The sequence below is a fragment of the Pseudomonas marincola genome, from assembly GCF_900116605.1.
Lineage (GTDB): Bacteria > Pseudomonadota > Gammaproteobacteria > Pseudomonadales > Pseudomonadaceae > Aquipseudomonas > Aquipseudomonas marincola.
This window is the reverse complement of the sequence record NZ_FPBC01000014.1, coordinates 1-20,540: the sequence shown is the minus strand read 5'-3', so window position 1 is coordinate 20,540 and position 20,540 is coordinate 1. Positions and strand designations below refer to the sequence as shown.

The window sequence follows — 20,540 nt, the reverse complement described above, 5'->3', positions numbered from 1 at the left end:
ACCGCGCACCGCTACAATTTGTTATCACGCGTGCAACACTTTCGCGGCAAGACGCGCTTGGCCGTGGATCCGAGCGTTTTACGATCATCTGGGAGAAATGATGCGAACGCGCGTGAACCGGCGAATCCACTTGCTCCGCCGGCCCCGAAACATCAGAAGGGATAAGGCTGATCAGATGGCTCAACAGTGACCCACTTGATTTCTGTGAACTCGTCAATCACAGCGCTTCCATCGAAACGGCCGTATCCACTCTGCTTCATACCACCATAGGGGGCCTGCGCTTCGTTTTGTACGGTGGCGCCGTTGATGTGGACACAACCTGCATCCAACCGACTTGCCAGCTCAAGCGCTTTGGAGACATTGGCGCTGAAAATTGCAGATGAGAGGCCATAAGCCGTGTCATTGGCCACTTCCAACGCCTCCTCTGCCCCGTCGACACGAACGATCGTGGTAATAGGACCAAAGGTTTCCTCGTCGTAGATTTCCATGTCCTTGGTCACGCGGTCGACTAGCGTGGGCTGCATCAAGGCACTGTCGGCGATACCGCCCGCGGCGATGACAGCCCCTTTGCCGAGCGCATCTTCGATCAGATGGTTGATCCGCTTTACCGAGCCCTGGGCGATGACCGGTCCGACTACGCAGGTCGGAGATGCGGTGGGGTCGCCAAGCTCCAGTTTGCCGATTCGCTCGGAAAACTTACTCACGAATTCGTCGGCAACACGCTGATCGACCACGAAACGCTCGGTCGACATGCAGATTTGCCCTTGATACAGGAACGAGCCGAATACTGCGGCATTCACTGCGCCGTCGATATCGGCATCCTCCAGCACTACGAAAGGAGCCTTGCCACCCAACTCCAACAAACAGCGCTTGAGATGGGACGCACAGGTTTCGGCGATCATGCGGCCGACCTTGGTGGAGCCCGTGAAGTTGACCCGGCGCACGGTATCGTGGGCCACCAACGCTTCGGTGACAGCCGATGCGTCTTCGGGCGCGGTAATCAGGAAATTGAGCACACCCGCCGGCAGGCCTGCCTCAATGAAGGCATCGGCCACAAGGGCATGAGTGCGAGGACTGTTTTCCGAGCCTTTGAAGATCACGGTATTGCCGCACGCCAGCGGATACGCGATAGCGCGAGCCCCCAGGATCACCGGCCCATTCCACGGCACAATGCTCAGCACGGTGCCCACCGGCTGGCGAAGCGTCAACGAGAAAGCGCCAAGCTTATCGGTTGGAATCGTCTCACCCTTGATTTGAGTAGTGAGCGCTGCAGCCTCGCGCAGCAGATTCGCCGATGCACCTACGTTGAACTGCGCCCAGAGCTGCGATGCGCCAATTTCCTCAGCCATGATCCGGCAGAATTCCGACATCTTGGCCTCGAGGACATCCGCTGCTGCGAGCAGGAGACGACGCCGCTCGGTCGGTCCGGTCTTGGACCATTTGCGGAATGCTCGCTCGGATGAGGCCGCGAGCCGTTTTGCGTCTTCCAGGGTGCAGGCAGCCGCAGTGCTGACCAGTTTGGCGGACACAGGGTCAAGCCGTTGGATCGTCTTGCCTCCGGTAGCGTCCAGCTTGATATTGTCGATTACCAGTTGTGCACTCATTTCTAGACCTTTTAGACAGTAGGAAAATTGTGTGACGCGACCGCATTCAGTCGGCAGCTCCGGGCATACGCAGAATGGGACTGCGCTGCGCAGCTGCGTCAGTGATTGCGCGACTACGCGTAGCCGGATCTGCTACCCGGCTATTGAAGATGGGCGTTGTGCCCACCCTGCGAGCCAACTCCAGGCGAGAAGGCATCACGTCCACGGCAATGGCGGAGTCATGCGGCCAGGGCCGCTTTCCAGCCTAAACGGCTGTAGGCCAAGTTCAGGTCTTGCTGCAGATCGTGATTCCACAGCCAGTCGAATCGGCTGACGAAGACTGCGTCACAACGATGGGGTCGCAAGGTGCCCACTTCAGCGATAGCCCGCTAACCCAGCAGCTCGACCATGTCCTGGGTCAAGGTGCGCTGCTCATTCAGGCGCCGAACGATGCGCTCGACCGTCTCCAGCCGCACCGCGGCGCCGGCACGCATCTCTGCCATGGCGCCCAGGGCCGCGGCGGACTTCTCCAGGCCGGTGCTGGTGGACTGGCCGATGTGTTCGACTCCCGTCCGCGCCTCCTGCGCCGACTTCTGCAGGCTGCCGGCGATCTGCTGGATCTCGCCGCTGGACTCGTTGGCGCGCTGGGCCAGGTGACGCACTTCGTCGGCGACTACGGCGAAGCCGCGGCCATGCTCACCGGCGCGGGCCGCCTCGATGGCCGCGTTGAGCGCCAGCAGGTTGGTCTGCTTGGCGATGTCCTGGATGCTGCCGACGATGGCGCCGATGCGCATCGACTGTTGCGACAGTTCGTCGAATACCTGATCGATGGTGCCCATGTAGCCGGCCAGCTCGCGGATCGCCGCCTCGCAGGCCTGGATGCTGGCGGCGCTGAACTGCACCTTTTCTCCGCCCGCGCGCGCCAGTTCAGTGGCGAAGAGCATGTCCTGCTCGGTGCGCAGGATGCTCTCGAGCAACTTCGCCAGGGGTGCGCGTAGCGGCAGGCCAGGGTCGGAAGGCGGCTCGGGAGCAGGCGCCGCCAGCAGCACCGGCGGTTCAGGCTCAGGCGCCGGTGGCGGCGCTGGCGCTGGCGCTGGTGGCGGCAACTCGACCAGGATCGGCGGCAACCTGTGGTAGAGCAGGCCGGCCAGGGCGACGCCGGCCAGCGCCAGGGCCGCCAGTGGGCCGTGCAGGCCGCTGTCCAACAGCAGCAGGCCGGCTGCGGCCAGCGCCGCCGTCGCTTGCAGCAACGCCGCCAGCGGCTTCTGCCAGTTTCGGGCAGGGGCGTCGGTCTTCTCGTTCATCGTCAGTCTCCCCGGCGTCACAGGCCAATATGTTCCTGGAGGATCTGCGGCTGGCACTTCAGCTCGACGCTGGGCCCGTCGAACACCACCCGTCCCTTGACCATGATCATGCTGCGGTCGGTCAGGTCGAGCAGCACGTTGACGTTCTTGTCCACCACCAGAGTGGCGATACCGCTGGCCTTGATCAGGCGGATCACGTCCCAGATCTCCTTGCGGATCAAGGGCGCCAGGCCCTCGGTGGCCTCGTCGAGGATCATCAGTTCGGGGTTGGTCAGCAACGCGCGGCCGATGGCGACCATCTGCTGCTCGCCGCCGGAAAGGTTGCCGCTCAGGTGGGAGAAGCGCTCGGCCAGGCGCGGGAAGGTCGCCAGCACCCGCTCCAGGTTCCAGTCGCGGCGCCCGTCCAGGCCCGGGCGGGCGGCCATGATCAGGCTCTCGCGCACGCTCAGGTTGGGGAACATGCCGCGGCCCTCTGGCACATAGCCGATACCGCGGCGGATGATCTGGTGGGTGGCGCGGCCGCTGCAGCGCTCGCCGCGGATCAGCACCTCGCCGCGGCGCGCCGGCGTCAGGCCGAGCAACGAGCGAATGGTGGTGCTCTTGCCCATGCCGTTGCGGCCCATCAGCGCCAGGGTCTCGCCCGGCTGGATCTGCAGGTCGACGCCATGCAGCACATGACTGTTGCCGTAATAGGTGTGCAGGCCGGTGGCCTGCACCAGGGCTTGTGCGCTCATCAGAATTGCTCCTCGCCGTCGCCCAGATAGGCCTGCTGTACCGCCGGATCGTTGCGCACCTGGTCCAGCGGGCCACTGGCCAGCAGCTCGCCGTTGACCATCACGGTGAGACGGTGGGCGATGCTGAACACCGCATCCATGTCGTGCTCGACCAGGACCATGGCGTACTGCTGCGACAGTCTGGCGAGCAGTTCGACCACCCGCGCCGATTCGTCCTTGCCCATGCCGGCCATGGGTTCGTCGAGCAGCAGGAAGCTCGGCTCGGTGGCCAGTACCATGCCGATCTCCAGTTGGCGTTGCTCGCCATAACTCAGGGCATCGGCCAGGGTGTCGCGGTGGGCGGCCAGGCCGCAAAGCTCCAGCGCCCGTTCGGCGCGCTCGCGTACCTCGACATAGGCCTCGCAGCGGCGGAAGAAACGAAAGGAGTTCTTCAGCCGCGACTGCGCCGCCAGCCAGCAGTTTTCCAGGCAGGTGAAGCTGGGAAAGATGTTGGTGCGCTGGAAGCTGCGGCCGATGCCCAGGTGCGACACCCGGTTGGGCGCCAAGCCGGTGATGTCGCGGCCGTGAAAGAGGATCTGCCCGGCGCTGGGCTGAAGATGGCCGGACAGCAGATTGACCATGGTGCTCTTGCCGGCGCCGTTGGGGCCGATGATCGCGTGTACCTCGCAGGGCGCCACGCTCAGGGAAATGTCGTTGACCGCACGCAGGCCGCCGAAGGCCTTGCTCAGTCCGCGGGTTTCTAGAACATGGGCGGTCATACGCCGGCCTCCTTCTTCATCGCGTCGGGGGTGGATACCGTACTTGCGTCGCAGGCCGTGGCTGTGCGCCGGTCGCAGAGCTGCAGCAGCAACCCGGCGAGACCGCGCGGCAGCAACAGAACCATGGCGATGACCACCAGCCCCATGGGCAGCTCCCAGTGCGGGGTCAGGCCGGCGAACAGATGGTGCAGGCCCTCGAAGGCGAAGGCGCCGAAGATGGCGCCGAACAGGCTGCCCATGCCACCGAGGATGACCATCACCAGGGCGTGGGCCGAGAGCTGCCAGCCGACCTGGTCGGGGCTGACGAAACCGTATTGGGTGGCCGAGAGCATGCCGGCGTAGCCGGCGATGGTGCCGGCAATGACGAAGGCCGCCAGCTTGTAGAACAGCGGGTTGTAGCCCATGGAACGGACCCGTTCCTCGTTGTGCTTGATGCCCAGCAGCACCCGGCCGAACGGCGCGCGCAGGAAGGTGCGCAGCAGCAGATAGACCAGCACCAGGGAGCCGAGCACCAGGTAGAACAGGCTGCGCGGGTTCTCCAGGTCGAGCAGATGCACCCCGGCGATGGCCACCTCGGGCTTGAGGAACAGGTAGATGCCGTCCGAGCCGCCGGCGAAGGCCGAGTCGTGGAACAGGTAATAGAGCATCTGCGAGAAGGCGATGGTCGCCATGATGAAGAAGATGCCCGAGGTGCGGATGATCAGCAGGCCCATCAGCAGCGCAGCTGCGGCGCTGACGCCCAGGCACAGCAGCAGCGCCAGCCAGAAGTTCACCGCCTCGAACTCCGGGGCGAACAACACCAGGCTGTAGCCGGCGATGCCGAAGAAGGCCGCCTGGGCCAGGCTGACCATGCCGGTCACGCCCACCAACAGGTCGAGGCTGAGAGCGACCAGGGCGAGAATCATGATGTGGGTCAGTTGCTGCAGGTGGAAGGATACTGTCGATCCCAAGCCATAAGCAATTGCTGTTGCTGTTGCTGTTGCTGTTGCTGACAGGACATGGACATGCCATAGCGATCCTACGTGTAGAAGGTCGGGCAAGCGACCAAGCCTTTCACTTCATCACGCGGCACTGCTGCTCGCCCTACGAAATCAATGCGGGTACTACACGTTCCGTAATAAGGGACTGTGGCACCATGCCATAAAGGAAGTTGCTTCGCCTCACCGACTGACGGATAGCGGTTGGTCAGGTCAACTTTCATGGCACGGAAGACGGGGTCACCAGCTACGCAGTTCTTACGACCTTATGTGCCTCTGCTTGAAGATTTCTGCCAGTGGCTATTACGACTGGAGGGATCGTGATCCAAGCCCCGAATGCTCGCCTGATTGCGACCGAGCGAATTCAATGATGGTAAGTACGCCAACGGCCTGCTTTGCCAACTGCCCTACCCGACCGATGACACGCGTTTGATCATTGCAGCGGCACAGGAGGGAATCAAAAGGCTGTAACGAGAGGGTTTCAGCTATGCCAAAGCCCAAGTGTTGCTGCTAGACCTGTGTAAGCGTGATGAGTACACACAGGATCTATTCGCACAGGAACAGCCAGCTCGAACAGAAAAGCTAATGAGCACATTGGATGCAATCAACGGTCGCTGGGGCGCCTTAAATCATCGCACCAAACCATCTTAGAGAGAGTTCACCGTCGCCCCTAACATGGCATAGGTGATGGATATCACCTTTATCCATACCAGCAGGACTGGCTGTGAAGGCAGCATTACTTCGCCTAATCTAGCGCGGCGGGATTAAAAAGGCGCAGAGCCTAGGTGTAGGACTCCGCGCAACGCTCAATCGTTAGAAATGTTAGGCACCTAGCTCGAACAGGGGGCGCTGTCGACGCGGATACAGGCCTCCAGACTCTGGTTGCGCGGCAACAGCCGTGAGAAGTAGACGGTGACGTAGAAATAGCCCGCGTCAATCTTTGTCTGCGCCACAACCGATGTAGCATGCCCGGGTTTTATAGACCGGGCCAAGATTAATGATGCTCGCCAAGTGGGGCCTGAGCGAGAATCACGTGCCTATTCGCCGGGCTCTTAGATACCACCCAGGCAGAGGTACTTGATCTCCAGGTAATCCTCAATGCCGTACTTGGATCCTTCGCGACCCAGGCCGGATGCCTTGATACCACCGAAAGGCGCAACTTCATTGGAGATCAGCCCAGTATTGACGCCGACCATACCGTATTCTAGGGCTTCGGCCACACGGAACACGCGCCCCATATCGCGGGCATAGAAGTACGAGGCCAGGCCGAACTCGGTGTCATTGGACATCGCGATCACGTCGGCCTCGTCCTTAAAACGGAACAGCGGCGCCAGCGGACCGAAGGTTTCTTCCTTGGCTACGGCGGCGTTATTCGGTACGTCAATGAGGATGCTCGGCTCGAAGAAAGTGCCACCGAGGGCGTGCGGCTTACCACCAGCGAGTAGCTTGGCACCCTTGCTAATGGCGTCGGCAATGTGCTCCTGGACCTTGGCCACCGCCTTGGCATCGATCAGAGGGCCGGTGGTGATACCTTCGTCCAAACCGTTACCAATCTGCAACTTAGCTACCGCGATTTTCAGCTTCTCGGCGAAGGCATCGTATACGCCGTCTTGGATATACAGGCGGTTGGCGCACACGCAGGTCTGGCCATTGTTGCGGTATTTGGAGATCAGTGCGCCTTCCACTGCCTTATCAAGGTCGGCATCATCGAATACGATGAACGGCGCGTTTCCGCCCAGTTCTAGCGACACCTTTTTAATGTCCTTGGCACATTCGGCCATTAGCTGGCGACCAATTTCGGTGGAGCCAGTAAAGCTCAACTTGCGCACGATCGGGTTGCTAGTCAGTTCGCTGCCGACTTCGCCAGCACTGCCAGTGATTACACTGAACACGCCTTTGGGGATCCCGGCACGCTCGGCCAGCACTGCCAACGCCAGCGCCGAATAAGGCGTTTGCGACGCTGGCTTGAGCACCATGGTACAACCGGCGGCCAGGGCCGGGCCGGCTTTACGGGTGATCATGGCTGCCGGGAAGTTCCAGGGTGTAATCGCTGCCGTTACGCCGATGGGCTGTTTGATCACGATCAGGCGTTTGTCCGGTTGGTGGCCGGGAATTACGTCGCCATACACGCGCTTGGCTTCTTCGGCGAACCACTCAAGGAAGGACGCCGCGAAAGCAATTTCGCCCTTGGCTTCGGCAAGTGGCTTACCTTGCTCCATGGTCATGAGACGACCCAGGTCGTCCTGGTTTTCAATCATCAGTTCAAACCAGCGGCGCAGTTTGTTGGCGCGGTCTTTAGCTGTCAGTGCACGCCAGGCTGGCAGGGCATGATCTGCTGCTTCGATGGCTCGACGGGTTTCCGCTGCCCCCATCTTCGGCACACTACCCATAACTTCGTTGGTGGCCGGATTGGTGACCTGAATGGTCTGGCCGCTGTCCGCGTCCAACCAGGTTCCGTCGATATAAGCCTGTTGGCGGAACAATTGGGTATCTTTGAGTTGCATGGCGTGCTCCTTCGCAGACTGCATTCAGTGCTGCTCAGCTATTTTCCAAGCTATGAATTTAAGCCGAGGAGAGCCACATAAAAGCAATTCTCTCCTCCCCCGGATTGATCTAACCAACCCACTGAGTGGTGTCGTCCAGCGCCCTGGCAAAGCGCTCTACAATCATTCCGACTTCCTGTTCGTTGACGATTAACGGCGGGCAGAAGGCCACGGCATCACCCATGGCGCGAGTAATCATGCCGTGTTCCTGGGCTCTGCCGGCCATGTAGCGTCCGAGGGTGCCTAGCGCCTGATACGGCGCCTTGCTCACGCGATCGCCAACTAGTTCTACCGCAGCGATCAGTCCACAACCGCGAATTTCGCCCACCAAGGGATGATCGATGAAATGCTGTAGGCCGCTGCGCAACAACTGGCCCATTTGCGCCGCATGCTCGACCAGGCTCTCCTCTTCAATAATCTTCAGGTTCTCCAAGGCCACGGCAGTAGCTACCGGATGACCGCTGCCGGTGAACCCATGCCCAAGCGCGCCAAGCGCTTGGCTCTGATCAGCGATGCCCTCAAATACTGGGGCATTGATCAGAATCGCCGCTATCGGCTGATAAGAAGATGACAGTTGCTTGGATAACACCATGATGTCCGGCTGGATACCAAAGGTCTGGCTGCCAAACATCTGCCCGGTACGCCCAAATCCACAGATTACCTCATCGGCGATAACCAGGATGTCGTACTTACGGCAAACTTTCTGGATCTTCTCCCAGTAGGTACGAGGCGGCACTATGACACCGCCAGCGCCCATCAATGGCTCGCCAATGAACGCTGCGATAGTCTCCGGGCCTTCGGCGAGAATCTTCTGCTCGAGCTCGACGGCAAGGCGGTCAGCGAAATGCTCTTCACTTTCACCGGCAAGGGCGAAACGATAATGGTGCGGGCAGCCGACATGCAGGAAGCCTGGAAGCGGCAGGTCGAAACCGCGCTGGTTGCCTGGAAGGCCAGTCAAGCTTGCGCTGGCGACGGTGATGCCGTGGTAGCCGTTGACCCGACTGATGAACTTCTTCTTGGCTGGTTTGCCTAGAGCGTTATTGAGGTACCAGACCATCTTCACTACAGTATCGTTAGCCTCGGAACCGGAGTTGGTGAAGAACACCTTACTCATAGGCACCGGCGCCATCTCGATCAGCTTTTCGGCTAACTCGATACTCGGGCGATGCGATTTGTGACTGAACAGGTGATAAAACGGCAGGGTGTTGAATTGCTGCTCAGCTGCCTTGATCAGACGTTGATTGCTAAAGCCAAGCGCGGCGCTCCACAACCCAGCCATCGCCTCGATATAACCCTTGCCCTGATCGTCATAAACATAGATACCCTCCCCGCGCTCGATGATCAGCGGGCCAAGCTCCTGATGAAGGCGAGCATTGGTGTAGGGGTGCAGTTGATACTGAATGTCTTTTTCTGGCAGCGAGGATACTGACTGGTTCATGGGGCGCTCTCAATATGACTAACAAGCATGGTTTCTGGGAGTAGCCTTATAAGTAGGCATCCGGCTTTTGATCACAATCACACACTTCAATTCGGTAACGAGTTCAGTAACGATGACTTGGCTCGGGGACGTTAAGTGCACTAGCCGATAGCCTATTAGACTGAGCCGGTGCGGGGCTTGTCGTCTTGCGCACAGTCTTGTTCGTTCCAGTGCACTGCCGAATTCGCCCCGCACTGCCTCATGCGGGATGTTGGTTTTTTACAAACCTGGGTAGCCCCTGCAGCTGTGCATCAATCTGCTTGATGATGTAGGCGCCTATGGGAATTGCAGAGGTAGCCGCCGGCGATGGTGCATTGCAGACGTTGACGCTACGGCGGGTATTGCGGAACAGGAAGTCCTCGATCAACTTGCCGTCCGCTGAAACCGCTTGGGCGCGGACGCCGGCCGGGTAAGGCTTGAGATCCTGCAGCGTTAAGCTGGGGCAGTACTTGCGTACTTGCTGTAGATAACCACGCTTGAACAGCGAGTTTTTCATCTCGATCAGGCCGGGCCGCAGATTGTCCTTGAGCACTTTAAGAATGCCCGGATTGGTGAGCATTGCGAACGTGTCGGACAAAGATATGTCACGCTTGCGATAGCCCTCACGCTTGAGTGCCAGCACAGCATTGGGACCGACTGTCACACTGCCGTCGATCATTCGCGTCAGGTGCACGCCGAGGAACGGCATGGAGGGATCGGGAATCGGGTAGATCAGGTGATTGACGATCCGGTTGTGCTGCTCAGGCAGCAAATAGTATTCGCCACGGAACGGGCAAATGCTAAAGCCAGGATCTAAGCCCAGTAGACATACAATGCGGTCGGCCATCAGACCCGAGCAGGTCACCAAAAAGCGTGCAATGACTTCTTCATGCTGGGTTTTAACCCGCATCTCCGTGGCGCGCTCTTCCAGGCCGATGACTTCGCTGTCGTAGCGAATCTCGCCACCGTGCCTCTGGAACTCGCGAGCCATGGCAGCGGTGACCTCGGCATAGTTAACGATACCACTGGAGGGCACGAAGATCCCGCCGATTCCGGTGATGTTCGGTTCGCGTTCCTTCAGTTGCTCCGCAGACAGCCACTCGCGCTCCAGACCATTGGCTGCAGTGCGCTCCCAAAGCGCGCGCATGCGCTGCATTTCCACCTCATTGGTGGCGACCAGCAACTTACCGCACTCATCGTAGATAATGCCGTGCTCGTTACAGAACGATTTGGTAGCACGGTTGCCTTCCAGGCAGAACTTCGCCTTCAAGCTACCCGGCGTGTAGTAGACGCCGGCGTGGATGACCCCGCTATTGTGCCCCGTCTGATGCTTAGCTGGCCCGGACTCTTTCTCGAGCAACAAGATTTTCGACTCTGGGTAGGCCTTGATTAATTGCATGGCAGTCGACATGCCGATAATGCCGCCCCCGATGATCACAAAATCGTACACCGCTATCACCTCTACTCGATCTGTTTTGCCCCGTGGACAAACGACAAGGGCTAAACCGCGCAGCCCCTGTTCAATTAATGGCAATTATTGGCCTTGCTGATGGCCGAGTTTGGGGTAACTGAAGTAACCGCGCTGGCGCATCAGTTCACGGCGCAGCCCAGGGTGAGGGGTGAAACGATCGCGGCCATGCAGCCAATACAGGTTATTAATCAGCAGGAAGCAGCCAACTGGCACCGGCACGGAAAGCTTCTGTTTACTGCCCTCCAGGGAGATAGACAGGTCGGTCAGCCAGTTGCCCTCGTCGAAGTCTTTGGGCTGAACAAATTGATCGATATAGCGAATAGTCGGCCGCCCTTCGGCGTCGACATCAAAGATCGAATGGAACACGTCCGTATCGACCCTTTTACTCGGCGGCGCGGTCCAGCGCATGACGCGCCGTGCTAGCGGATGATGGAAGAAAGCATGGCGATCCTCCCAGTCGTCCAGATGCAGGATCAGCGAGTTGCCACCTTCGATATTCTGCTCATCGATCTTCATCATCAGCACGTAGTCGGTGATCTGATCGACGAAAGTACCATCGTTGTGCAACTCCATTACCCGGTGAGGTTGGCGCAGGTAGCTGTCCGAATTATCGACGTTCTCGACCACGAAGCGTGCGTAGAACTGGCCGCTCATCGCATCAAAGTTCGACCGCCCCAGCAGGTGGGCCACAGCAGTCGAGAATTTGACCATATCATCAGCTTGTGCCACATCATTCAGGGCCTCCTGCTTGATTAACAGCCCTCCGGTGGCACGATCCATTAGGGCGTTGAGTAGCACCGGGCGCAGGCTGTTACCGCAGAGATCGTCAAGAATTTTGGCGAAGCGAAATCGCAAGAAGGACTTGTATTCCAGCGCCTGCACCGGCCACTCGGCCACTGCTACACAGAAAGCCTCTATCGTCGCCTTAGTGAAGGTCAGCTCGAACAAACGGGGCGACTGAGCGGAGGGTGAAAGAGAAAACCCCTTAACGGCGGTCGGTAGCGGCATCACAAGATCTTTGAGCTGGGTAAAGGCATTCATGGCAGAGTCCTGACGAAAAAATTGTCTGTACGCCGCCCCGAGATTTACCAGAACAGCCGGACTAAAAATATAGCTATTTTATAAAAATGTCTACGCTTTTATAAAATAGCGACACTCGGCAACTGCATCTCCACTTAGTAAATATTTCTGCAGTTGCGTATGATGGATAAAACCCGTTGAGGAGCATGGTTTATGGATACGCTCGCCCCCCGCCAAAACTCAGCAGTCAGCGGCTATGAGTGGCTCAAGCGGGACATAATTCAGGGCATGTTCAAGCCCGGAGAAAAACTGCGAATGACTGCGCTTAAGGAGCGCTACGACCTAGGCGTAGGCCCTCTGCGTGAAGCGCTATCGCATCTGATTGCGGAAAATCTGGTAGTAGCTATCAGTCAGCGTGGCTACCGCGTCGCTCCTATGTCGCTGAGCGAAATGCAGGACATCTATGACGCACGGGCCAATCTCGAAGCGCTGGTACTTAAGCTCGCCATCGAACGCGGCGATGACGCCTGGGAGGCCCAGGTGTTGGCCTATTCGCATACATTGGCCAAGGTAATGGAGGTCAAGACCCAGGAGCAGATGCTGGAAATATGGGATGCCCGACACAAGGCCTTCCATACAGCTATAGCCTCCGGCTGTGGGTCTAGACACCTGCTGCAGGCGCGCGCCTATCTGTTCGATCAGGCCGAGCGCTATCGCCAGCTGTGGCTGCGGCGCACGGTGCTATCCGAGGAGGCCTTGTCCCTGAAACGTCAAGAGCACAGCGAACTGGTAGAAGCTATCCTTGCCCGTGACGCAACGCGAGCAAGCGCCATGATGCAGGCTCATCTGATGACACCAGTACCGATCATCGAAGGGATCATGCGCAACAGCAACCTGAGAGCATCCCAGTCCGCCCCTGAAATCATGGGATAGTTACCGTGTCTCGCCCTTAGAGGGGGTGCCTGCGGAATTTCAGCATGTTTTTTGCAGGACAGACCTGAAGCAATTACTACCCAACACCATAGCTTTGCACCTAGCATGGTTCCGTCTTACGCTTGTGAAGCCTGCGCCGCTCTCAGCCCGCTCGCGTGAACCTAAAACAATAAGCTTGGCTTGATCAGCAACACCAGCTACGCATGAGTTTGCCAATGCAGACGACAAAGGCTTACCCAAGTTAGCGCCCGTATGGAATATCAGACGCCGATATATAACTGGTACTCCCGCAACGGTGAAAAGGCGTGGAGCCTTTATGGGGAGCTACGCCGAGTGACTTCTAATCCCCCAGAGCACATTGACAATAAAGTAACCGGCTACGGCTTTAACGAAACGGCTCGGGCTTCACTGGCAGTACAACTAAAGTGCTGGCGAAAATGCCGGGAAAATTGTGCCTGATCACTGAACCCCCAACGATATGCCAGCTCACCGATTGATAGGTGGCAGTGGGGATCACGTAGGCGTTGATATACAGCCTCCAATCGTTTCAGGCGAATCCATTCACCGAGACTGTAGGGCGTACTGAAAAATAATTTATGCAAATAGCGAACCGATAAGCCGCAGGCCTGAGCAATATGCTGCGGGTTTAGTTCAGCTGAACACAAGTTTCGGTCGATGTAGTGCTCGATACGCTGCAAATGCAGGGCAGCTAGACTCGAACTCTCACTATTAAGGACGCGCTCATCTTGGCGCAGAGCCATTAACAACGTCGAAAGCACCTGTTCCAGCAGCATATGACGGGCATCCGCATCGCATTCGTCGAAGCGCGCGGCACACATCGCCAGTTGATCAACAAAAATTCGTCCCAATCCACGCCGAGCCTCGAAACAGAAACGGGTGTAGCGCTCGGCTCCACGTATCTGTCCATGTAGCGCGCGCTCAGGCAGCTTGAATACCCAAAGGTCGTTGTCGCAGGAGTAGTGAAAACGATAAGGCGCATCGCCTCGCTCGAAGATGAACCCACCTGGCTTACAATGGAGCTCACGACCGTCTTGCTCGAAGTGTACTTCGGTAAGGCGCGGCACTGTTACAAGGTAACAGGGTTCAGTATCTTCGCTAACCTGGCTCTCGCTGCGCGAATAGCCTAGCTGACTGGAGCGCAGGCGCGATAACGCCAACGGCGTACTGCCCGTTTTCCAAATTTTCAGGCTGCCTTGGAAAATGGCGCTGGAATTGAACTCCAACGACAATGGAAAATATGTATTGCCGATGGCTTCGGCCCAACGCGATTGCCTTTCTCCCTCAGGCCAATACCGCGTAGACAATTGATCTGTCATGAAAGGTCCTCAATTTGTAGTTATTATGAGGGCGGCACCAACGGTGAATGCCGTCGGTGCCGTTGTTACACAATCCTTTGTTAAAAATCCCTGACGGTCAATGACCGGGAGTCAGTTCATATGTGGCCGAGGGATCCAGACTGACCCGCCAGCCCGGTGGAACAACGATGTTTGTGGTCGCTTCCTCAATCACACAGGGACCTTGAATAATCTGCCCTACTTCTATGCGGTCGCCGTTGTACACAGGCGTGTCCTGCCAATCGTCTTGCGCATTGAACAGCATCGGACGATGACCAGCCGGAATCGCGGCCGTTGCCTTGAGCGGGGTTGCAAGTTCAGGCATTGGTGGACGCTGTAACCGCGCGATCACCGAGCACTCTAGATTAACTAGTTCGACCGGGCTGTTAGGCTCACTGAAGGAAAACAGCGCCTTGTGCCGCTGGTGGAAGGATTCGCGCAGGGCCGCCAGGCTGCTACGGTCGAGCCGGTCGCAGCTCAGTTCGACGCTGCACTCGTGGATCTGTCCGAGGTAACGAATCTCCAGGCTGTACTGGCATTCAATACGATTGTCACCACCGAAACCATCGTCTCGCAGGTTCGTCATACCACGCTCGCGTAACTGCTGCAGGGCCTGGTTTAGTTGCTCCAAATCGACGAACTCGTCATCCAAACGCATCGGCAAAGTAGTCAGCTGATCATAGCGGATGTCAGAGAGAATCTGGCCGAAGGCGCACAGCCCCGAAGCCACCTTGGGAATCAGCACAACCTTGCTGCCGATTTCCTCAGCTAGTCGCATCACGTGCATGCCCGCTGCACCACCGGCACCGATCAGGGCGAAGTCACGGGGATCATAACCACGCTCAATGGACACGCGGCGGATACCACTAACCATGCTCAGGTTAACCAGGGTAATGATACCGACGGCCGCGCGCTCGACACTGATACCCAGCGGTTCGGCAATTTTACTGCGGATCGCATCGATCGCGGCTTGTCGATTTAGACGGATGCTGCCACCGAGCAGTGCACCATCAGCCAGATAACCGAGCGCCAGGTTAGCATCGGTTACAGTCGGCTCGACCCCACCCTTTCCATAACACACAGGCCCGGGGTTAGCCCCGGCACTGCGTGGACCGACCTGGAGCATGCCGAAGTCGTCAAGGTGGGCGATCGAGCCACCGCCGGCGCCAAGGGTTTCCACCTGAATCATTGGCACGCCGATACGGTAACGGAGGAAGTCGCTGTCTTTGCTGAAGTTGGTGCGACCGCCTTTGCTAAGAGTGATGTCGAACGAGGTACCACCCATATCGACGGTGATTACGTTGTCGATACCGAATGGCTGGGCCACGCACAAGCCGGCTTGCGGGGCAGATGCCGGACCGGAGTTGATCGCGTTGACCGCCCGCTCACGCATTACCACGCCAGGAGCCAGACCTCCGTTGGACTGGAAATAGCGGGTAGGCTGCTGCGCGCCCAGCTCCTCGAACAGCGCGTCGATGCGTTCGATATAACGACCCATCACTGGGCTAAGGTAGGCGTTGACCACGGTTGTCGAGGTGCGTGTGTATTCGCGAATCTGCGGGAACACCTCGTGGCCGCTGCAGACAAATACGTCAGGTAAAGCCGCACGCACCATAGCCATAGCGCGCTGCTCGTGACTAGGGTTGCGCACCGACCAGACGAAGGAGATCGCCACCGCCTGCACCTGTTGTTCGCGGAAGTAGTCGATGGCGGCATGAATCGCCGCCTCGTCTAGCGGGCTGAACTCGCTGCCGTCACTGATAATACGCCCGCCGATTGGACGGCGCAGGTGGCGCGGCACTAACATATGCGCCGGTGGATAAGTGGCGTCATAGCGATGGCCATCTTCTTTGTGGCCAAGGCGAATTTCCAGGCTGTCTTCATGGCCATCGGTACACAGCAGGCCCACCTTGACCCCGGTCTTTTCGATCAGTGCGTTGAGCGCCACAGTCGTCCCGTTGATGCACAGATCGCAGTCGGCAATGATCTCGGCTGGTGTACGGCCGAGGGCATCGGCGATTTGCGCCAGACCGTTGCGTATGGCCAGGGTGCCGTCATGTGGGGTGGACGGCGCCTTGAACAACTGCACGTTGCCCTGATGGTCGGCGAGGATGAAATCAGTGAAGGTGCCGCCGGCATCGATGCCCAGGCGATATTGTTGTTTGCTCATTTTCGAATTCTCTGCATTGCTCAAAGGGGCTGTGCTCAGTGCGCGGCTCGGTGTGCGTGGGTTGCGGCTTCATCGAGTTGGCCGTTGCCGTCAATCACTACGCCGTATTCAAGGCGCGCGCCGTCAATCGAGACCAAGCCGTTGCGCACATCGGCTAGAACCGTGGCCAGCGGACGACGTAGTGGGTCGCCATAGCCACCACCGCCCGGGTTGACGTTGATTACGCGCTCACCTGGTTGTGCGGTCAGCAGAGTGTTCTGGATGTAATGGTCTTCCTCACCGTCGACATGTCTATGGATCAAGCGGCCGAGCTTGGGCTCGAGCAGAACATTCTTCGCCCCTGCCGCACCGGCGGTAGGCAGCTGCCGGCCCTCACCGAAACCGACCACGGTCATGGCGTGCTTCAGCGGCTCGAGCTCCAGGCGAGTACCAGAGCCACCGCGGAATTCACCGGCGCCACCACTGTCGGTCATCAGGCTGTAGCGGTGTATCAGTACCGGATAGGAGTACTCAAGCAGTTCGATATCGCCGGACGTCAGCGCGCCGAAGCAGCACAGCGGGCCGCAAGCAGGCCAACCATCCATAGCCTTGTTAGCGCCAGCGCCGGAGATGACCGAGGCCAGCACCATGGTCACATATTCATCGTTGTTGTTGCGTGGGTCGTGCCCAGCGATATTGATCCCGCTGGCATGCCCCCAGGAGGCGGTCACACGCTCCGGAGCCGCCTGTTCAAGGGCCAGACGCACGGCATCGGCGAGGGTTTCCATCGGAGTAGTGGTGCAGTTGACGTGCGGTGCCGGCTCCTGGGCGTTGCACAGAGTACCGGACGGGCCAAGGTCTACACTCACGCAGCGATAGAGGCCTTCATTGTAGGGCGGTGGCACCTGGGCGAACATCATCAGTCCGAGGTAAACCCCGGAGATCGAATTGCCCGCGTAGGAGTTGATGAAGTAAGGCACCTGCGGCGGGCTCTCTATCAGAACGTGCGCCTCGTCGCCGCGAATTTCCACCTGGGCAGTGATCGACAATTCTCCCAGACCATGACCGGAGTCTTCGAGAATGGCAGTGCCGCTGTAGAAACCGTCTGGCACATCACGCAACAATGCGCGCATATGACGGTCTGCCATATCTTTCAGCTCGGTAATGCACGCTCGGACCTGGTCGACGCCATAGCGATCGAGCAACTCGATCAGGTGACGCTCGCCCACGCTGCAAGCACCGTACTGGGCATTCAGATCGCCTTCTTGATAGGCGCGGGCGCGCATGTTGGTCAGCAGCAGGTTGATTACGTCTTCCCGGCGCTGGCCCTGGGCCCACAACTTGACAGGCGGGATGCGCAGGCCCTCTGCGTAGATTTCTTTTGCGTCCGGGTTGTAGCCGGCCGGTACCGGGCCGCCAATATCGGTCAGGTGGCCCTTGCAGACCGTCCAGAACACCAGCTCGCCCTTATAGAACACCGGTTTGTACATGCAGCAGTCGAGGATATGACTGCCCATGTAGGCTGGATCGTTATGATAAATAACATCGCCCTCGGCAATCTCATCACCGAAGAAGCCAGCAACGCATTTCATCGCTGGGATAAGCGAACCGAGATGAATAGGAAGGTCCTGGCCTTGCAGGATCATTTCCGGGAGGTGATCGAAGAGTGCGTTGGAATAGTCGTGGGCGAGGTTGAACACGCTCGAGCGACTGGTCTTTTCCAGCGTCAGGGTCATTTCTCGCTGGGCTGTTTCGAGCGCACCGCGCACGACTGCCAGGGTGATCGGGTCTACTATGTTCATGGGTCACCACAAATCTTGTTTTTGTCTGGGGAGGCGTGACGGATGTCTTGCCCACATCGCTAAGCTACGCGCGGGCCTAGCGGCTGGCTTGTCTTCAAGCGCACCGTTTTTTGGCCTGAAGTGAACTGTTTCTACTGGTGCATCTACTCAAGATCTAATGCCGGGAGGCCGGAACGCTGCGATCGGGTAGGAGGCGGCCTCACGGCCGCCGTCCTCCCACACCACCGTGCGTACGGTTCCGTACACGGCGGTTCAGGCCATGCGGTTAAGCCGATTGATCGTATCCAGTATCGAGACCAGTCAAAGTCTGTCCCATAGCTTCTTCGGCAGCGCCTGATTCATATGCGGCGCTCCTGAGTTCCACCACGGGCCTCGGCCATTGAAGGCCGACTTGCAGGCACGCTCCTCGCTCAATCCCAGGCGCATCAGGTTGCGCGCCCTCGTAGAGGGCTGCTTCCATTGCCGCCAGATGACACAGCGAAGTTTGTGCCTGACCCAGCCATCCAGCTCTTCCAGTGGACGCTTGCTCTGGCTGAGCTTGAAGTAGCCTGCCCAGCCTCGCAGCACCGGGTTTACCCGCTCGATGACATTCGCCATCTTGTGGCCCCGCACCCCTCGCAGCAGTTCCCTGAGACGGTCGCGCACACGGCGCAGGCTCATGGTTGCCACTCGCAGTCTAGGCTGCGAGTGCCAACTCATCCCATACCCCAGGTAGTCGCATTTCCACGACCCAGCCACGCGACTCTTGTCCCGATTCAGTCTCAGTTTCAGACGGTGATTCAGGAACCGCTCGACACTGGCCAGCACTCGTTCGCCAGCACGCGGACTACGGACATAAATGTTCGCGTCATCGGCATAGCGCACGAAGCGATGGCCTCGCCGCTCCAACTCACGGTCGAGTTCATCGAGCAGGATGTTCGACAGCAGCGGCGAAAGCGGGCCGCCTTGCGGCGCCCCCTCCTGCCGATGGCTGACAACCCCGCCCGACATGACGCCCGCTTCGAGGTAACGGCGGATGAGTCTGAGCACCTGTTTGTCTTCGACATGGCGCTCAACACAGAACATCAGGATGTCGTGGTTGACCCGATCAAAGAACTTCTCCAGATCGAGTTCCACGCAACACCTATGACCCGCCGCCACATGGGTGCGGGCCATCTCGACAGCCTGGTGAGCGCTTCTGCCCGGACGGAAGCCGTAGCTATAGTCCGAGAACAGCGGATCGAAGATCGGCGTGAGCTGTTGCAGCAGGGCTTGCTGGATCAGGCGATCCACGACACTGGGAATGCCCAGTTGCCGCATACCGCCCTGCGGTTTGGGAATTTCGACCGCCCGCACTGCCTGGGGATGGTATTCACCTGCCAGCAGCCTGACCTTCAGGATGGGCCAATACTGTTTCACGTAGCCTGCCAAGTCGGCGACCGTCATGCCATCGGCACCCGGCGCCCCCTTGTTGCTGACCACGCGCTGATACGCACGCTTGAGATTGAGCGGCGCAAGCACCCGCTCCATCAGCGTGTCCGGCTCCGCGTTCATCCACGTCACCGACGCCGCCGATACCTCTGCGCTGTCAGGCGTCATCCTCGGCCTCTGGCCGGGACTCGGGGTGACAGTCTTCTCTTGGAGAAATTTCTGCATTTCGGTTATCGACGAGACGCTGACGCCTACTGGCGGCATGACCTGTTCGGCCCTTGATGGCGTGGTTGACCGCCACTTACTACGGCCTCGGCTGACTTCTGCACGCCCATCCCGTCGCCTCTCGACAATCGGTAGCACAATGGCAAGCGTACAGATCTCCCAGGGTAATTCGCGCGACCTTCCTGCTTATGCCTGTCGGATCTACGTCGCAGCGTTCCGTGCAAGTATCGGGCTTTGGCGATTATGGCCACCTCACCCCGCTGCGCCGCCTCATCCGCTTCCTGTTCGTCAGGCCAGCATTTTGTCTCGGGCTTCCTTCAGATTCGCAGTCGCCCGCGACACCCTTGCCTTCAGCTAACACTTCCCCTTGCCGGGTGTGTAGAGGACTTTCACCTCCAAGTCGCCAGGCTCACCACCACAGTGAACCCGACAGCGCCAGTCACGGCGCTACGCGCCATGCCTGGCGCACCATAAAAAAACGCCAGCACATGGCTGGCGAAAATAGGAGCGTGAGTGGTTGCTAGGGGCGCTTATTGCCTCAGAAGTAGTAACCGATATTGGTATACAACTGGTTTTCCCAGCGTTCGCTACCGCCGGCGCCCAGGCTCTGGGTGTAGCTACCGCCACCGATGTAGGGATCGTGCTTGCCGTGCAACCACTCGACGGCGATCCATAGGTCTTTCAGCGAGAAAGATGTGCCAAGGATGAAGCGCTGGGAATCCTCGAAGCTGGACTCATCCTTGTCGAACAGGCTGTAGTTACCGTAAACCTTGACACCAGAGAGCCACCCGAGTGAGCCAGGAATGTCATAGCTGAGGTC

At 58.8% G+C, this 20,540-nt stretch carries 13 protein-coding genes and 3 pseudogenes; 1 reads left to right on the top strand and 15 read right to left on the bottom strand.

Translation table 11 applies throughout. The features are described 5' to 3' along the window. Nucleotides 1–152: 152 nt before the first annotated feature. From BM395_RS18760 to glaH, 10 genes and pseudogenes are all read right to left on the bottom strand, one after another. Complete coding sequence (locus tag BM395_RS18760; protein ID WP_023630205.1) at nt 153–1,604, bottom strand: aldehyde dehydrogenase; 1,452 nt, start codon at nt 1,602–1,604, stop codon at nt 153–155. Nucleotides 1,605–1,972: 368 nt separating this feature from the next. Next, nucleotides 1,973–2,365 (bottom strand): annotated as a pseudogene (locus tag BM395_RS23890) (methyl-accepting chemotaxis protein); the annotation flags it as partial. Between the two features lie 539 nt (nt 2,366–2,904). Then, the gene (locus BM395_RS18750; protein WP_024075421.1) at nt 2,905–3,621 is read right to left on the bottom strand and encodes an ABC transporter ATP-binding protein; all 717 of its coding nucleotides are present in this window, start codon (nt 3,619–3,621) and stop codon (nt 2,905–2,907) included. Next, nucleotides 3,621–4,379, bottom strand: a complete 759-nt coding sequence (locus BM395_RS18745) for an ABC transporter ATP-binding protein (RefSeq protein WP_023048108.1) — start codon at nt 4,377–4,379, stop codon at nt 3,621–3,623. Before BM395_RS18745 ends, BM395_RS18750 begins: the two co-directional genes overlap by 1 nt. After that, entirely contained in the window at nt 4,376–5,329 is a 954-nt protein-coding gene (locus tag BM395_RS18740) for a branched-chain amino acid ABC transporter permease (RefSeq protein ID WP_024075422.1), read from the bottom strand. Before BM395_RS18740 ends, BM395_RS18745 begins: the two co-directional genes overlap by 4 nt. Further along, a pseudogene (locus tag BM395_RS23660) lies at nt 5,311–5,622 on the bottom strand (endonuclease); the annotation flags it as partial. The pseudogene BM395_RS23660 and the gene BM395_RS18740, both read right to left, overlap by 19 nt. 786 nt (nt 5,623–6,408) lie before the next feature. Then, the gene (gene gabD, locus BM395_RS18730) at nt 6,409–7,860 is read right to left on the bottom strand and encodes an NADP-dependent succinate-semialdehyde dehydrogenase (protein ID WP_024075423.1); all 1,452 of its coding nucleotides are present in this window, start codon (nt 7,858–7,860) and stop codon (nt 6,409–6,411) included. Between the two features lie 109 nt (nt 7,861–7,969). Next, nucleotides 7,970–9,337, bottom strand: coding sequence for an aspartate aminotransferase family protein (locus BM395_RS18725; protein WP_023048105.1), 1,368 nt, complete (start codon nt 9,335–9,337; stop codon nt 7,970–7,972). A 238-nt stretch (nt 9,338–9,575) separates the two neighbouring features. Then, nucleotides 9,576–10,805 carry an L-2-hydroxyglutarate oxidase gene (gene lhgO / locus BM395_RS18720; protein WP_023048104.1) on the bottom strand — a complete coding sequence of 410 codons (1,230 nt, stop codon included), beginning with the start codon at nt 10,803–10,805 and terminating at the stop codon, nt 9,576–9,578. An 84-nt stretch (nt 10,806–10,889) separates the two neighbouring features. After that, entirely contained in the window at nt 10,890–11,867 is a 978-nt protein-coding gene (glaH, locus tag BM395_RS18715) for a glutarate dioxygenase GlaH (RefSeq protein ID WP_023628647.1), read from the bottom strand. 192 nt (nt 11,868–12,059) lie between these two features. On the opposite strand from glaH, the gene csiR reads away from it, so the two are divergent. Next, nucleotides 12,060–12,779, top strand: coding sequence for a DNA-binding transcriptional regulator CsiR (gene csiR, locus BM395_RS18710; protein WP_023048102.1), 720 nt, complete (start codon nt 12,060–12,062; stop codon nt 12,777–12,779). A 377-nt stretch (nt 12,780–13,156) separates the two neighbouring features. Here csiR and BM395_RS18705 read toward each other — a convergent pair whose 3' ends face one another. The 5 genes and pseudogenes from BM395_RS18705 to BM395_RS18685 form a co-directional block, all read right to left on the bottom strand. Continuing rightward, nucleotides 13,157–14,116, bottom strand: a complete 960-nt coding sequence (locus BM395_RS18705) for an AraC-like ligand-binding domain-containing protein (protein ID WP_033902870.1) — start codon at nt 14,114–14,116, stop codon at nt 13,157–13,159. Between the two features lie 97 nt (nt 14,117–14,213). Further along, nucleotides 14,214–16,304 carry a caprolactamase subunit alpha gene (capA, locus tag BM395_RS18700; RefSeq protein ID WP_023662936.1) on the bottom strand — a complete coding sequence of 697 codons (2,091 nt, stop codon included), beginning with the start codon at nt 16,302–16,304 and terminating at the stop codon, nt 14,214–14,216. Nucleotides 16,305–16,339: 35 nt separating this feature from the next. After that, nucleotides 16,340–18,085 carry a caprolactamase subunit beta gene (capB, locus tag BM395_RS18695; protein WP_033902868.1) on the bottom strand — a complete coding sequence of 582 codons (1,746 nt, stop codon included), beginning with the start codon at nt 18,083–18,085 and terminating at the stop codon, nt 16,340–16,342. A gap of 300 nt (nt 18,086–18,385) precedes the next feature. After that, entirely contained in the window at nt 18,386–19,759 is a 1,374-nt protein-coding gene (gene ltrA / locus BM395_RS18690; RefSeq protein WP_049950174.1) for a group II intron reverse transcriptase/maturase, read from the bottom strand. A 499-nt stretch (nt 19,760–20,258) separates the two neighbouring features. Next, nucleotides 20,259–20,540 (bottom strand): annotated as a pseudogene (locus BM395_RS18685) (hypothetical protein); the annotation flags it as partial.

Bases quoted from the DNA above. Each gene is read 5' to 3' on its own strand.
- BM395_RS18760 (WP_023630205.1), bottom strand. From the start codon at position 1,604: ATGAGTGCACAACTGGTAATCGACAATATCAAGCTGGACGCTACCGGA.
- BM395_RS18750 (WP_024075421.1), bottom strand. From the start codon at position 3,621: ATGAGCGCACAAGCCCTGGTGCAGGCCACCGGCCTGCACACCTATTAC.
- BM395_RS18745 (WP_023048108.1), bottom strand. From the start codon at position 4,379: ATGACCGCCCATGTTCTAGAAACCCGCGGACTGAGCAAGGCCTTCGGC.
- gabD (WP_024075423.1), bottom strand. From the start codon at position 7,860: ATGCAACTCAAAGATACCCAATTGTTCCGCCAACAGGCTTATATCGAC.
- BM395_RS18725 (WP_023048105.1), bottom strand. From the start codon at position 9,337: ATGAACCAGTCAGTATCCTCGCTGCCAGAAAAAGACATTCAGTATCAA.
- glaH (WP_023628647.1), bottom strand. From the start codon at position 11,867: ATGAATGCCTTTACCCAGCTCAAAGATCTTGTGATGCCGCTACCGACC.
- csiR (WP_023048102.1), top strand. From the start codon at position 12,060: ATGGATACGCTCGCCCCCCGCCAAAACTCAGCAGTCAGCGGCTATGAG.
- BM395_RS18705 (WP_033902870.1), bottom strand. From the start codon at position 14,116: ATGACAGATCAATTGTCTACGCGGTATTGGCCTGAGGGAGAAAGGCAA.
- capA (WP_023662936.1), bottom strand. From the start codon at position 16,304: ATGAGCAAACAACAATATCGCCTGGGCATCGATGCCGGCGGCACCTTC.
- capB (WP_033902868.1), bottom strand. From the start codon at position 18,085: ATGAACATAGTAGACCCGATCACCCTGGCAGTCGTGCGCGGTGCGCTC.
- ltrA (WP_049950174.1), bottom strand. From the start codon at position 19,759: ATGCCGCCAGTAGGCGTCAGCGTCTCGTCGATAACCGAAATGCAGAAA.